Genomic DNA, 14,341 nt, shown 5'->3' with positions numbered 1-14,341 from the left:
GTGCGGGGCTTGGAACGGTGGTAGCCGGTATCCCCGGTCCGCGGGGTGGGGCTGGGTGGGTTTTCGCCCCCTCCGCCCCTACCCGTCCCTTGCTTGGGGGGGGGGGGGGGGGGCCCCCCCCCCCCCCCCCCCCCCCCCCCCCCCCCCCCTCTCCGCGTAGAGACGGTTACAGCTTCTCGATCACGTAGTCGATGCACTTCGTCAGGGCCTCGACGTCCGCCGGGTCGATGGCCGGGAACATCGCGACGCGGAGCTGGTTGCGGCCGAGCTTGCGGTAGGGCTCGGTGTCGACGATGCCGTTGGCGCGCAGCACCTTGGCGACGGCCGCGGCGTCGATCTCGTCCGCGAAGTCGATCGTGCCGATGACCTGGGAACGCTTGGCCGCCTCGGTGACGAACGGGGTCGCGTACTTGCTCTCCTCCGCCCAGCCGTACAGGCGCGTCGAGGAGTCCTTGGTGCGGCCCGTGGACCACGCCAGTCCGCCCTGGCCGTTGATCCACTCAAGCTGCTCGTTGAGCAGGAAGAGGGTGGCGAGGGCCGGGGTGTTGTACGTCTGGTTCTTGCGGGAGTTGTCGATCGCCGTGGGGAGTGAGAAGAACTCCGGTACGTGGCGTCCGCTCGCGTGGATCCGCTCGGCGCGCTCGATCGCGGCCGGGGAGAAGACGCCGATCCACAGGCCACCGTCGGAGGCGAAGGACTTCTGCGGGGCGAAGTAGTAGACGTCGGTCTCGGCGATGTCGACGGGAAGGCCGCCGGCGCCGGAGGTGGCGTCCACCAGGACGAGCGAGCCGTCGTCGGCGCCGGCCACGCGCTTGACGGGGGCCGCGACACCGGTGGACGTCTCGTTGTGGGTGAAGGCGTAGACGTCCACACCCGCCTCGGCCGCCGGCTCGGGGTGCGTGCCCGGGTCGGAGGAGATCACGGTCGGCTCGGCCAGCCACGGGGCGAGCTTGGCCGCCTTCGCGAACTTGGAGCTGAACTCGCCGAAGGTGAGGTGCTGCGACTTGTTCTCGATGAGGCCGTGGGTCGCGACGTCCCAGAACGCGGTGGAGCCGCCGTTGCCGAGGACGACCTCGTAGCCCTCGGGGAGCGAGAACAGCTCGCTCACGCCCTCGCGCACCTTGCCGACCAGGTTTTTGACCGGCGCCTGGCGGTGGGACGTACCGAGCAGAGAACTGCCGGTCGCCGCCAGGGCGTCCATCGCCTCCGTACGTACCTTGGAGGGGCCCGCGCCGAATCGACCGTCGGCGGGCTTGATGTCAGCGGGGATCTCGATATCAGCCACGTCCGCGAGCCTAGCGGCTTCCGGAAACGCGGGCGAAACCTCGTCCGTCGGGTGAGACGGGGGCGGGGGGGTGACAGGGGGTGTTTCTCGCCCCCTCCGCCCCTGCCCGTCCCGTGTTCCTGGGGGCTGCCGCCCGCCGCCCGCCGCCGCCCCCCGCTGCGCTGAACGGGCTCGATTTTTGAGGAGCCGGCGTCATGCCGAGGTCGCTTCAAGGGGCGGGGTGGGAGCGAAGTGCACCGGCAGTTCGGTCAGGCTCCGCAGCCACGGGGAGGGCCGCCAGGGCAGTGACTCGGCGGGCACGGCCAGGTCGATGTCCGGCAGCCGGTCCAGTACGACCTCGATCCCGGTCCGCGCGATGATCTCCGCGATCTCCTGCGCCGGGAACGGACAGCGGTGGGCGCCGTGGCCGAAGGAGAAGTGGGCGCTGTTGCCGCCGGTGAGCGCGGAGCCGTCGGTGCGGACCTGGGGGTCGGAGTTGGCGCCCTGGAGGCCGAGGATGAGCAGGTCGCCGGTGCGGATGCGGCGGCCGCCGAGCTGGGTGTCGCGGGAGGCCCAGCGGCCGACGAGGTTCTGCGAGGGGGTGGCCTCCCACAGGACCTCGTTCATGGCCTCGGCGACGCTGTTGCGGCCGCCGAACAGCGAGGCCGCGAACCGGTCGTCCGTGAGCATCAGACGCAGTGAGTTGCCCATCCAGTCGGCGGTCGGCTGATGGCCCGCGGCAAACATGACCACCAGGTCCTGGACGATCTCCTCGTCCGTGAACCCCGAGCCCGAGCCCTCGGCCTCCAGGGCCAGCGCCGTCGCCAGCATGCGGCTTACCACGTCGTTCCCCGGAGTCACCTTCCGGTCGGCGAGCAACTGCCCCATGGACGCGGCGAGATGCTGCTTCCCCGCGAGCGCGTCCGCCGTACGGTTGAGCATGTCGTTGAGCGCGGTGACCAGGCCCGGTCCCTGCTCGTCCGTGAAGCCGTAGAGCGTGGCGAGGACACGGACGGGCAGCAGTGCCGCGTAGTCCCCGATGAGGTCGGCCTCGCCCTTGCCGCTCACCGCGTCGATGAGTTCGTCGGCGAACTTCTCGGCGTGGCCGCGCAGTTCGAAGGGGTCGACGGCTTCGAGGGCGTCGCTGATCATCGCGGCGCGCACGCGGTGGCGTTCGCCGACCGTGTAGAGGATGGAGGACTGCTTGCGGCCGATCACCGGCAGCATCGGCCAGTCGTCCGGGATGCCCGGCCACTGGTTCCACAGGTCGGGGTCCCGACTGAACAGCACGGGATCGCCGGTGACCTGGTGCAGTTCGCGGTAGCCGAGCACCAGCCAGGCCGGTATGTCACCGTCGAGCGAGACGGGCACCACGGCACCGTGGTCGCGCCGCAACTCCCGGTACAGCTCGGCCGGTTCGGTCTGGAACCGGGGCCCGCTGAGGGGCACGGAGGCGGAGGTCACAGGGCCAACTCCGTTGATTTGAGGGGGATTTCGCCGAAGGCTCCGGGTGCGCTCGTGGCGGCGTACAGGCTCTGGATGTGTTCGACCAGCGTGATCAGGACCCGCTTGCCGGACTCCCGGGAGCGGGCGTCGCAGTCGACCAGCGGGATGTGTGGGTCGAGGTCGAGGGCCTCGCGGACCTGGGCGGGGGTGTGCGGGTGGCCGCCGAAGTCGTTGCAGGCCACGATGAAGGGTGTGCCGTGGTGTTCCAGGCGGTCGATGGCGTACCAGGAGTCGTTGATGCGCCGGGTGTCGACGAGGACGACCGCGCCGAGGGTGCCGGAGAACAGGCGGTCCCAGAGGAACCAGAACCGCTCCTGTCCCGGCGCGCCGAACAGATACAGCACGTTGCGGGCGTCGAGCGTGATGCGCCCGAAGTCGAAGGCGACGGTGGTCGCGGACTTGTCGCGCACCTCGCTGACGTCGTCGATCGCCTCGCCCGCCTGGGTCATCGTCTCCTCGGTGTTGAGGGGACGGATCTCGCTGACGGAGCGGACGAGCGTCGTCTTGCCGACGCCGAAACCACCGACGACCACGATCTTCAGGCCGTTGTCGGCCGACGCGGACAGCGGCGTTCGGGCGTCGGCCGCGAGAGGCGTAGGGGCATCGGACGCTGCCGACAGCGGCGTACCGGCGTCAGATGTTACGGAGTCCAACGAGCACCTGCTCCAGGATGTCGGGATCGGGAAGAGCGGCGACGTGCGGGTGACGGGCGCTGACGCGGCCGCTGTCGAGGAGATCGGAGAGCAGCACCCTCGTGATGCTCACCGGCAGCCGCAGTTCGGCCGCGATCTCGACGACCGCCGTGGGCCGCTTGGCGAACCGCAGGATCGCGGCGTGCTCCGACTGCATGCCCGCCACCGGATCGGACTCGGCGACCACCAGCGTCACCAGGTCGAACGGTGTGTCGGGCCCGGACCTGCTGCGCCCTCCCGTGAGGGTGTACAGCCGGTCCGGGGCGTCGTCCCTGCCCGGACGGCTCATGAGGTACGCGGCGGCGCGCTCAAGTGTTCGCCGAGCTGTTCGACGAGTTCGCTCATGTTGTGCCCGACCAGACCCGCGTCCGCGTCCTCGGCGGTGACCACCGCCAGGTGCGCACCGTCGCCCGCCTCGACGATGAACAGGACCCCGCCGTAGAACTCGGCCATCGCGGACCGTACGCCCCCGCTGCCGTCGCCGAACTCCACCGACGCCCCGTGGGACAGCGACTGGATGCCGGCGGCGATCGCCGCGAGCTGGTCGGCCTGGTCGACGGAGAGCTCCGGGGTGCGACACAGCTTCAGGCCGTCACGGGAGAGCACGAGCGCGTGCCGGGTGCCTGGCGTGCGTTCAAGCAGACCCTCGATGAGCCAGGTGAGCTTCTCGTCGGCGGTGGTGGAGCCGGTCATGGAGTGGTGTGGCCTTTCGGGCGCGAGTGGTCGGGCGAGTGGGAGGGGGCAGGTGTCTGGAAGTGGTCGGGCGACTGGGTGGGAGCGGGCGAATGTGAGGGGACGGCGGACACCGTGGCCCTGTCCCGTACCCCCTCCTGTTCCTGCTGGAGGTCCTCTTCGAGGTCCAGGTCCTCTTCGAGTTCTTCCTGGATGTGTACGGCGTCCTCGGCGCCCTGCGTCGCACCGCGTACCGCCTGCCGGAAGCTGCTGAAGCGGTCGCCGCGGGATTTGGCCCTGTCGGCGGTACGGGGGTCCGGGTCGGCCGGAGGCGTGGCGCGGGCGCGGCTGCGCTCGGCGTGCGCGAGGGTGCGGCCGCGGCGGCGCCTGGGGAGGTCGCCGGTCGACGGGGTGCCCTCCTCGTGCCGGGGCGAGTCGTGGGCGGGGACGGGGTCCGGGTCCAGGTCGGCGGCGGCGTGGGCGGCGGCGTACGACGGCTCGGGGAGCGGCTGGACGGCGGCCGGTGCCGTCGCGGTCTCGGGCTCGGCGAGTTCGGCGGTCTCGGCGGGTTCGGCGGTCTCGGCGGGTTCGTCGGCGAGGGGCAGTGTGCGGGTCGGGAGGGTGAGGAGGTCCTGGGGGATGAGCATGAGGACGCCCGTGCCGCCGCGCGCGGAGGGCCGGAAGGACACTTTCAGGCCGTGCTTGCGGGCGAGCCGGCCGACCACCGCGAGGCCGAGCCGGGTGCCGGTGAGGCCGCTCAGTCCGACGCTGTCGCCGGACACGGCACGCTCTGCGCGGCGCAGTTGGACGCTGCCCATGACCAGGCCGCTGTCCTCGACGGAGACGATGACGCCGGCCGGGACCTCCTCGACGTACACATGCACTTCGGCGGTCGGCGGGGAGAAGCTCGCGGCGTTGTCGAGAATTTCGGCGAGCGCGTGCATCACTCCCTCGGCGGCGTGCCCGGCGACGGCGGCCTCGCTGGTGGAGTGGATGCGGACACGCCGGTAGCCGCCGATGCGGCCCATCGCGCCGCGCAGGACCGACTCCATGACGATGGGCCGCGCCCAGCGGCGGCCGGAGCGCGCGCCCGAGAGGACGGCGACGGAGTCGGCGAGGCGGCCCGCCTGCGCGGTGCGGTGGTCGAGGTGCAGCAGGTCGGCGAGGACCGCCTCGTCGGAGTGCCGCTCCTCCATGGCGCGCAGGTCGGCGAGCATGCCGGTGGACAGTGCCTGCATCCGGCCGGCCGCGTTGGCGGTCGAGGCGAGCGCGGCGGCGCGGTCGCCGGCGGCGTGCCGGGCGCTCTCGGCCAGGCGGGCGTTCTCTGCGGTGAGGCGGTCCAGTTCGTCGGTGAGCCGCTGCCGCTCGGCCGTGAACTCCGCGGTGAGGCGGGCGCGTTCCTGTGCGGCGGTCTCGGTCTGCTGGACGCGTTCCTGTGCCACTGCCTCGGCCAGGCGTGCCCGCTCGCGGGCCACGTCACCGGTCAGCCGGGCCCGTTCCTGGTTGAACTCACCGGTCAGCCCGGCCCGTTCCTGCAGGAGCCGTCCGGCGTCCTGGGTCACGGTGTCGAGCCGACGGCGCAGCAGCCTCGACCTCTGTACGGCATGGGTGGCCACGGCGACGGCCACGCAGAGCAGCAGGGCGGCGGCGCCCGCGGCCCAGGCGAGCGGGACGCGCACCGAGGCGGGTGCCAGGGAGACCGCGCCGACGACCGCGAGTGCGGCAGGTACGGCGGTGATCAGGAGGGTGAGTGCGGTGGCGCGGAGAGGGGGTCGTTCGCCGGAGGGGGCGGGCGCTGTCGGCGCGGTCATGAATCGTGTCCTCGGTCGTGTCCTGGGCGAGGTTCCTTGGGGCGAAGTTCCTGGGCGAGGTTCCTGGGCGAGAAGCGACACCTGATGCTTAACTGGCCGTCACTATATGGCAGTTAGTGATCGTATTGGTAAGCTTCCGGCTTCCCGGTTTGAATAATCCCGACCGCATTCGAGCCGCCCGACGCGATCTTTGCACGGTAGCTCCGCGGTGACTGTCAGTGTTCGGGGGCATCCTGGGGGAATGACGGATCCAGGGGCACTGCGGGCGGGGTTGCGGAAGGCCGTACGCGGCGAGGTCGCCTTCGACGTGACCGCGCGGGCGCTGACCACCATGGACGCGTCCAACTACCGGCGTGTCCCGCTCGGTGTCGTGTCCCCGCGCGACGCGGACGACGTCGCGGCGGCCCTCGCCGTGTGCCGTGAGCAGGGGGTGCCGGTCGTCGCGCGCGGCGGCGGCACGTCGATCGCCGGGCAGGCGACGGGCACGGGGGTCGTCCTGGACTTCACGCGCCACATGAACCGGATCGTTTCCGTGGACCCCGATGCCCGTACGGCGGTGGTCCAGCCCGGTGTCGTACTGGACCGCCTCCAGGACGCCGCCGCCCCGCACGGCCTGCGTTTCGGCCCCGACCCCTCGACCCACGGCCGCTGCACGCTCGGCGGCATGATCGGCAACAACTCGTGCGGCTCGCACTCGGTCGCCTGGGGCACGACGGCGGACAGCGTGCGGGAGCTGTCGGTGGTCACCGGCCGGGGGGACGCCGTGCGGCTGGGGCAGCACTGGGCGGGCGCCCCCGACGGCCTCCGGCCCCTGGTCGAGGGCGAGTTGGCCCGCCTGCGCACCGGCTTCCCGGACCTCCCGCGCCGCATCTCCGGGTATGCGCTGGACGCCCTCCTCCCCGAGAGGGGCGCCGACGTCGCCCGGTCCTTCTGCGGCTCCGAGGGCACCTTGGGGCTGCTGACCGAGGCGGTCGTACGACTGGTCGAGGCGCCGCGCGCGCGGGCGCTGGCCGTGCTGGCGTACGCCGACGAGGGCGCGGCGGCGGAGGCGGCCGCCGGGCTGCTGCCGTACGGCCCGCTGACGGTGGAGGGGATGGCCGCCGACCTCGTACCGGCCGACGCGGGGCTGCCGCGCGGCGGGGCCTGGCTCTTCGTGGAGACCGGCGGGGCCGACGCGGGGGAGGCACGCGCGCGTGGCGACGCGATCGTGCGGGCCGCCGACGTCATCGACTCCCTCGTCGTCACCGACCCGGCCGGGCAGCGCGCCCTGTGGCGGCTGCGCGAGGACGCCAGCGGCACGGCGACCCGGATGCCGGACGGCAGCGAAGCCTGGCCCGGCTGGGAGGACTGCGCGGTGCCGCCCGCCCGGCTCGGGCCCTACCTCCGCGACTTCCGGTCCCTGTTGACGGCCCACGGGCTGCGCGGCACCCCGTACGGGCACTTCGGCGACGGCTGCATCCACGTACGCATCGACTTCGACCTGATGACGGCCGGCGGGGTCGGTCGCTTCCGGCGCTTCTCCGAGGAGCTCGCGGACATCGTGGTGTCCCACGGGGGCTCGCTGTCGGGCGAGCACGGCGACGGGCAGGCGCGGGCCGAGCTGCTGCCGAGGATGTACGGCGCGGAGATGGTCGGGCTCTTCGAGCGGGTCAAGGGCATCTGGGACCCGGACGACCTCCTCAACCCCGGAATGCTGGTGCGGCCCCACCGCCTGGACGAGAACCTGCGTTTCGCGGTGCTGCCGAGGGAGCCGGTGGACGTGGCCTTCGGGTATCCGGCGGACGGCGGGGACTTCTCGGCAGCGGTGCGGCGGTGTGTGGGGGTCGCGAAGTGCCGTACGCCGTCGGGGGTTTCCGGCTCTTCGGGGGATGTCATGTGCCCCTCCTTCCGGGCGACCGGCGAGGAGGAGCACTCCACGCGGGGTCGGGCGCGGCTGCTCCACGAGATGCTCGCGGGCGAGGTCGTGACCGACGGCTGGCGCTCGACGGAGGTCCGCGACGCGCTGGACCTCTGCCTGTCCTGCAAGGGATGCCGGTCCGACTGCCCGGTCGGCGTCGACATGGCCACGTACAAGGCGGAGTTCCTCCACCACCACTACGAGGGGCGCCGCCGCCCGGCAGCCCACTACGCCATGGGGTGGCTGCCGGTGTGGCTCGGGCTCGTCGCCAGGACCCGCACGGCGCGGATCGTCAACTCCCTTGCCGGGACGGGGTTCCTGGCGGCCCTGGCCAAGCGTGCGGGCGGGATCGCGCCCGAGCGGGGGATTCCGCCGGTGGCGCGGGAGACCTTCAGCCGGTGGTGGTCGCGGAGGTTCCGGGAGCAGGTGCGCGGGTTCGTGCGGGGCGTCAAGCGGGGGGTTCGGGGGCCGTTTCCCGGGTTCGGGGCGGGGGCCGGCTCGGGCTTCGGTGCCGGTGGGCAGATCGTTGTCGTGTGGCCCGACACCTTTACGGAGCACCTCTCGCCGTCCGTGGGCAAAGCCGCCGTACACGTCCTGGAGGCGGCGGGGCTGACGGTACTGCTGCCGCCGACGAAGGCGATGAGGTTCACGCCGGCGGGGGTGGGGGTGGGTGCGGGAGTGGGTGCGGCAGTGTCGGAGGAGCCCGCCGGGGCCGGGGGGCCGCCGGGACCGACCGGGGCCGGGTCGTCACGAGGGCCGATCGGGGACGGCGTGACGAAGGGACCGCTCGGTTTCGGCGCGGTCCTGCCGCGTCGCCGGCACCGCGTCTGCTGCGGTCTCACCTACGTCTCCACCGGCCAGCTCGACCGCGCCCGTACGGTGATGCGCCGCACGCTGGACCTGATGGAGCCGTATCTGGAGATGGGCACCCCGGTCGTCGTCCTGGAACCGAGCTGCGCCGCCGCCCTCCGCACCGACCTGCCGGAACTGCTGCACGACGACCCGCGTGCGGCACGTCTGGCGGCGGCGGTGACGACGTTCGCCGAGGCCCTGGAACGGCACGCACCGCACTGGACCCCACCGCGCCTGGACCGTCCGGCCGTCGGCCAGACCCACTGCCACCAGCACGCGGTCCTCGGCGACGCCGCCGACCGCCGCCTGCGCGAGGCCGCGGGCCTCACCGGCCCCCTCTCCGGCGGCTGTTGCGGCCTCGCCGGCAACTTCGGCTTCGAGAAGGGCCACTACGAGGTGTCGGCGGCCTGCGCCGAGGAGCAACTCCTCCCGGCCGTACGGGCGGCCACGGACGACACGGTGATCCTGGCGGACGGCTTCTCCTGCCGTACGCAGCTGGAGCAGCTCGCCGGCCGGAGGGGGCGGCACTTGGCGGAGGTACTGGCGGACGCCCTGGTGGCGTTCGGGCCGAAAGACGGGCGTTGACGCGTGACGCCTGGGCAGGCCGGGCGTACGCGCCCGAGCCGCGATTCACCCGTTGAGATACTCGGATCATGGACGTAAGTACGAGCACCCGCGGAGCCATGTGCGGAACGCGGCGCGAGCCGGTGTTGTCCGGCGCCCGTCCGGGCTCCGTGGCGGGGTGGGCGCTGCGGCCCGCGGACCCTGCGGATGTCGAAATGATCGCGGAGCTGCGGGCGACGGTGATGCGACCGGACCTGGAACGGCTGGGCCGGTTCGATGAGGGGCGGGTGCGGCAACGGCTGCGGGACTCGTTCTCCGCGCGGTACACGTCGGTCGTCGTGGCCGACGGGCTCTTCGCGGGCTGCGTGACACTTCGACCGGGCGAGGACAAGGACGAGGACGAGGGCGAAGACGAGGGCGAGGCCGAGGGTGGCCAGTGGCTGGAGCACTTCTATCTGGCACCCCGGCTCCAGGGCCGCGGCCTCGGTTCGGCCATCCTGTCCACCCTGCTGGACCGCACGGACGCCGAGGGCGCGACCGTCCGCCTGAACGTCCTGCGGGGCAGCGCCGCCCAGCGCCTCTATGAGCGCCATGGTTTCACCGTGGAGACCCAGAACCCGGTCGATGTCTTCATGGTCCGTCCGCCCACCGACCCCGAGGAGCCCCCCGTATGAGCCCGAGCGTCCCAAGCCTCAGCCTCCGCCCGATCACCCGCGAAGAGCACCTGGCCTTCGTCGGGACCCGCCCGTCCGCCAGTCATATGCAGGTGCCGTCCTGGGGCGATGTGAAGCCGGACTGGCGGGCGGAGAGCCTGGGCTGGTTCGAAGGGGACGGAGGGGAGGCACGTCTGGTCGGGGTGGGGCTGGTGCTGATGCGCCCGTTGCCGAAGGTCAAGCGGTATCTCGCGTACCTCCCCGAGGGGCCGGTCATCGACTGGCGCGCGGCGGATCTCGAACGCTGGCTCGATCCGATGCTCGCGTACCTCAAGTCGCGGGGGGCGTTCTCGGTGAAGATGGGCCCGCCCGTGGTCCTGCGGCGGTGGAGCGCGGACGCGGTCAAGGCGGCGATCGCCGACCCGGCGGCGCGGCGGCTGGGAGACGCGGCGGCGACGACGTACGAGCCGGCGGCCTTCGAGCTCGCGGAACGGCTCCGGCGGATGGGCTGGCAGCAGACCGAGCCCGACAGCGAGGACGGGTTCGCGGCCGGGCAGCCGCGGTACGTGTTCCAGGTGCCGTTCGCCGGGCGGTCGCTGCAGGAGATCCACCAGGGCCTGAACCAGCAGTGGCGGCGCAACATCAAGAAGGCCGAGAAGGCCGGCGTGAAGGTGGTGCGGGGCGGTTACGACGACCTGCCCGCCTTCTACGAGCTGTACGCCGAGACGGCCGGGCGCGACCGATTCATCCCGCGTCCGCTGCCCTACTTCCAGCGCATGTGGACCGCGCTGACGGCCGAGGACCCGGACCGCATGCGCCTCTACCTCGCCCACCACGACGGCGATGTCCTGGCCGCCGCCACGATGCTGACCGTCGGCGGACACGTCTGGTACTCCTACGGCGCCTCGACCAGCCGCAAGCGAGAGGTCCAGCCGAACAACGCCATCCAGTGGCGCATGATGTCCGACGCCCACGAACTCGGCGCCTCCGTCTACGACTTCCGCGGCATCACGGACACCCTGGACGAGACCAACCACCTGCTCGGCCTCCTCCGCTTCAAGGTCGGCGCGGGCGGCGAGGCCGCCGAGTACCTCGGCGAATGGGACTTCCCCCTGAACCGAGTCCTCCACAAGGCGCTGGACTTCTACATGGCGCGGCGTGGGTGAGTGCATGGCCCGAGGAGGGTGACCCATCGCACCCTGCAGTCAGTGGCAAAAGAGTTCACAGTCCTGACGCAGTCCATTACCCTGGACTGGCAAGTGCAGCAGGGTGGACGAACACCACTGAACCTCGACCCGAACTTCCTGGACGGCTCCCGTGAACCTCCCCGGCGCTGAAGCGGCCACGACGACCTCAGAGCCCGCTGTCGCCGCAGCCGCAGCGACAGTGGCAGCCGCTTCCGCGGAAGGTTCCGGGCAGAACTCTGGGCAGAACTCTGGGCAGGGTTCCGGGCGACGGGCTGCCCTCGGCCCGCTGGGTCTGGTCCTCGCCGGGGGCATCTCGGTGCAGTTCGGCGGCGCGCTGGCCGTCACGCTGATGCCGCGTGCCGGGGCGCTCGGGGTGGTCACCCTGCGGCTCGCGGTGGCCGCGATCGTGCTGCTCGTGGTCTGCCGGCCCAAGGTGCGCGGGTACTCGCGCGCCGACTGGAGCACGATCGTCGTCTTCGGCGTCACGATGGCCGCGATGAACGGGCTGTTCTACCAGTCGGTCGACCGCATCCCGCTGGGCGCCGCCGTCACCCTCGAAGTGCTCGGCCCGCTCGCCCTCTCCGTCCTCGCCTCCCGCCGCGCCCTGAACCTCGTCTGGGCGGGCCTCGCCCTCGCCGGCGTCTTCCTCCTCGGCGGCGGAGGCTTCAGCAGCCTCGACCCCCTCGGCGTCGCCTTCGCCCTGTCGGCAGGCGCCATGTGGGCGACGTACATCATCTTCAGTGCCCGTACGGGGCGACGCTTCCCCCAGGCCGACGGGCTCGCGCTCGCCATGGTGGTGGCGGCGGTGGTGTTCCTGCCACTGGGGATCGTGGAGTCGGGCTCGAAGCTGTTGGAGCCCACGACGCTCGCTCTGGGCGCGTCGGTGGCCGTCCTCTCCTCCGTCCTGCCCTACACCTTCGAACTCCTCGCCCTGCGCCGCCTCCCCTCCTCCACCTTCGCCATCCTCATGAGCCTCGAACCGGCCCTCGCCGCCACCGCCGGCTTCCTCGTCCTCGATCAGGCCCTGTCCGCCATGCAGGCCCTCGCGATCGCCCTCGTCATCGCGGCGAGCATGGGCGCGGTGCGGACTCAGGTGGGACGGGGAAAGGCGAAGGGGCTGGAGGCCGGCTAGTCCGTCAGTCCGTGGCGGCGGGTTCCGCCCGTCATCCCTGCGCGGCACCCTGACATCCATCAGGACCGTGGCCCACGCCTTCGCGCTTTGCTGTTGCTGCTCGCACCACACATACGGGCGTAGCAACGCAGGAGCAGAAGGAGTACGACGATGAGCAGAAGTGCATGGGCCAGGGCGTTTCGCATGACAGCCGCCGCGGCACTCGTGGCCGGAGCCGCGACCGTCGCCACGCCCGGCACGGCGAGTGCGGCCAGGCAGGACTGCGAGAGCGGCAGAAACGGCTTCGTCGACATCGCCGAGTACCAGAGCGGTGCGACGAAGATGTCGGTCAAGCTGCGGCCCGGCGACCCGAGCAGTCCCGGGAACGTCACTTTGAACGTGGCGCTCATCGAGGACCAGCAGCGGGGCTTCGCCGCGCTCATCGCCAGCCGGGCCGGGGACGAGTTCTGGATGGACTGGACGACCACCTATTCCACTTCCACTGGAAACGCCTCTTCGTGGGTGCAGTGCGGTCCCTTCGTCGTGGGTGACGGTGGCCCCCACACCACCGCCGCCAAGGAGACGAACAGCGCTTCGACTTGGCGGTTCCGTGCCTGTGGCAGCGCCGCGGGCAGCAACAGCGTCGTGTGCACGGGCTGGTGGTAGAAGGCTGGTTGAACGAGCCGTGGGGGGCACCGCGTTCCAGCGGTGCCCCCCACGGCGTTCTCGACTTCCTCCGCCGGGGTGCTCACGGACGGCAGGGCCTTGTGGTGCCTTCCGGGCCGCAGACGGGCGAGTGGCTTCCGTGAGGCCTACGCCGTGGTGCAGAGCGGTACGTCGGGCAGTCTGTTGTCCGGTGAGGTGACGTAGATGTTGGACATGTAGCCGCCGTACTGGGGCAGATAAGCCCACCAGTCGTTGGTGTACGGGGGTACGGAGACCGTCTCGCCCTGCTTCTGGCAGCTGATCAGGACCTCCACACCGGCGGGCAGGCGGGTCCGGGAGCCCGATGCGGTGGTCGCCGCCTCGCGGACGTGGACCTGCGATCCCCAGGTGCCGTACCACTTCCCCGTCGGCCTCGTCGCGCCGGGCACGTCGAGGCTGCGGGTCAGCCTGCCGAGGTCGGTGTAGGCCTTGCCGTAGGAGGTGCCGACGGGGTGCAGGGTGAGCACGGCGACGATGGAGCGGTCGCCGGCGCCGACCGTGCCGGTGGTGTGCAGGGCCGGCCGGGACAGGTCCACCTGCGCGGCGGCCCGGGAGGCGGGCGGCGTCAGCGTTGCCGAGGACTCCGACGCGTCCTTCGAGGTCACCGTGGCGGACGGACCGCAGGCGCCGTCCTCGTACTCGCCCGACCAGCCCTGCTTGACGGCCCAGGGGCGGTCGAAGGCGGCGGCGATGCCGAAGTGCTGGTCGAAGGCGTCCGAGGCGCAGCGCGTCGACTGCCGCAGGTTGGTCATGATGAACTCCCGTACGGGCGCCGGTGCCTGCTCCAGGATGTAGCGGTAGATCTTCACGGTGTCGCGGGCCGAGATGGCCGTGTAGCCCCAGTAGCCCTCCATTCCGGCGGGTGGACCGGCCGTGTCGCTCAGACCGATCTTGGTCACCATGCGGTCGATGATCGCCGAGCCGCCGCCGGCGCTCCAGTAGTGGTTCGCCGCGTCGTCGTCGCTGCTGCGGAGCATCGGTTCCAGCAGGGTGCGGTCGGTCGCCGGGATGGTGTAGTTCGGACCGCGGTCCCAGAGGAAGTCGAGCGTCAGCAGCAGTTTGACAACGGACGCCGAGCGGAACTGCGTACTCGCGTTGACCTGCTCGGTGAAGGTCCCCGTCTGCCGGTCGTACACCGCGACCCCGGCGGTGACACCGGTGGGCACCTGGGCCTGCGCGGCCGCGGTGGACACCGAGCCGTCGGAACCGGCTCGGGCGCCGGCAGGTGGTGCCGGAGCGGCTGTCGAGGTGGCCGCTGTCGTCAGACAGAGCAGCAGGGCGGCCACCGGGAGCAGTGCCCGCCCCGCCGCCGTCCGCGGTCCGCGGATGGATGAGAAGTGCCGCATGATCGTTTCCCCCTGGTGCCTACGGTGGCAGAACGATCCGCGACGCTATTCGGGGCGGCTCCGGACCGCTCCTGACATACG

12 protein-coding genes are annotated in these 14,341 nt (G+C 71.8%); 5 read left to right on the top strand and 7 right to left on the bottom strand.

The genetic code is table 11. The features are described 5' to 3' along the window. Positions 1-166: 166 nt before the first annotated feature. From serC to ACFYPC_RS16955, 6 genes are all read right to left on the bottom strand, one after another. The gene (serC, locus tag ACFYPC_RS16980; RefSeq protein WP_388676179.1) at positions 167-1,285 is read right to left on the bottom strand and encodes a phosphoserine transaminase; all 1,119 of its coding nucleotides are present in this window, start codon (positions 1,283-1,285) and stop codon (positions 167-169) included. Between the two features lie 192 nt (positions 1,286-1,477). Then, positions 1,478-2,728 (bottom strand): cytochrome P450, encoded by a 1,251-nt coding sequence (locus tag ACFYPC_RS16975; RefSeq protein WP_388676176.1) that lies wholly within the window; start codon positions 2,726-2,728, stop codon positions 1,478-1,480. Then, positions 2,725-3,423 carry an ATP/GTP-binding protein gene (locus ACFYPC_RS16970; protein ID WP_388676173.1) on the bottom strand — a complete coding sequence of 233 codons (699 nt, stop codon included), beginning with the start codon at positions 3,421-3,423 and terminating at the stop codon, positions 2,725-2,727. The genes ACFYPC_RS16975 and ACFYPC_RS16970 overlap by 4 nt, the downstream gene beginning before the upstream one ends. After that, positions 3,404-3,751, bottom strand: coding sequence for a DUF742 domain-containing protein (locus ACFYPC_RS16965; protein WP_388676170.1), 348 nt, complete (start codon positions 3,749-3,751; stop codon positions 3,404-3,406). Before ACFYPC_RS16965 ends, ACFYPC_RS16970 begins: the two co-directional genes overlap by 20 nt. Beyond that, a complete protein-coding gene (locus tag ACFYPC_RS16960; protein ID WP_388676167.1) occupies positions 3,748-4,155 on the bottom strand; it encodes a roadblock/LC7 domain-containing protein in 408 nt (135 codons plus the stop codon). Before ACFYPC_RS16960 ends, ACFYPC_RS16965 begins: the two co-directional genes overlap by 4 nt. Next, positions 4,152-5,945, bottom strand: a complete 1,794-nt coding sequence (locus ACFYPC_RS16955; protein WP_388676165.1) for a sensor histidine kinase — start codon at positions 5,943-5,945, stop codon at positions 4,152-4,154. Before ACFYPC_RS16955 ends, ACFYPC_RS16960 begins: the two co-directional genes overlap by 4 nt. Positions 5,946-6,186: 241 nt before the next feature. On the opposite strand from ACFYPC_RS16955, the gene ACFYPC_RS16950 reads away from it, so the two are divergent. The 5 genes from ACFYPC_RS16950 (at position 6,187) to ACFYPC_RS16930 (ending at position 12,875) form a co-directional block, all read left to right on the top strand. Further along, complete coding sequence (locus ACFYPC_RS16950) at positions 6,187-9,279, top strand: FAD-binding and (Fe-S)-binding domain-containing protein (RefSeq protein ID WP_388676162.1); 3,093 nt, start codon at positions 6,187-6,189, stop codon at positions 9,277-9,279. Positions 9,280-9,473: 194 nt separating this feature from the next. Further along, positions 9,474-9,932 carry a GNAT family N-acetyltransferase gene (locus ACFYPC_RS16945; protein WP_388676281.1) on the top strand — a complete coding sequence of 153 codons (459 nt, stop codon included), beginning with the start codon at positions 9,474-9,476 and terminating at the stop codon, positions 9,930-9,932. Further along, positions 9,929-11,077: a lipid II:glycine glycyltransferase FemX gene (locus tag ACFYPC_RS16940; protein ID WP_388676159.1), complete on the top strand. Its 1,149-nt coding sequence runs from the start codon at positions 9,929-9,931 to the stop codon at positions 11,075-11,077. Before ACFYPC_RS16945 ends, ACFYPC_RS16940 begins: the two co-directional genes overlap by 4 nt. Positions 11,078-11,297: 220 nt before the next feature. After that, positions 11,298-12,230: a DMT family transporter gene (locus ACFYPC_RS16935; protein ID WP_388676279.1), complete on the top strand. Its 933-nt coding sequence runs from the start codon at positions 11,298-11,300 to the stop codon at positions 12,228-12,230. 150 nt (positions 12,231-12,380) lie between these two features. Next, entirely contained in the window at positions 12,381-12,875 is a 495-nt protein-coding gene (locus tag ACFYPC_RS16930) for a hypothetical protein (RefSeq protein WP_388676156.1), read from the top strand. A gap of 146 nt (positions 12,876-13,021) precedes the next feature. Here the strand turns inward: ACFYPC_RS16930 and ACFYPC_RS16925 are convergent, their stop codons facing one another. Next, positions 13,022-14,260 (bottom strand): hypothetical protein, encoded by a 1,239-nt coding sequence (locus tag ACFYPC_RS16925; protein WP_388676153.1) that lies wholly within the window; start codon positions 14,258-14,260, stop codon positions 13,022-13,024. Positions 14,261-14,341: the final 81 nt, after the last annotated feature.

The sequence above is a fragment of the Streptomyces sp. NPDC005808 genome (assembly GCF_042871385.1).
Lineage (GTDB): Bacteria > Actinomycetota > Actinomycetes > Streptomycetales > Streptomycetaceae > Streptomyces.
This window is presented reverse-complemented; position numbering and strand designations above follow the sequence as displayed.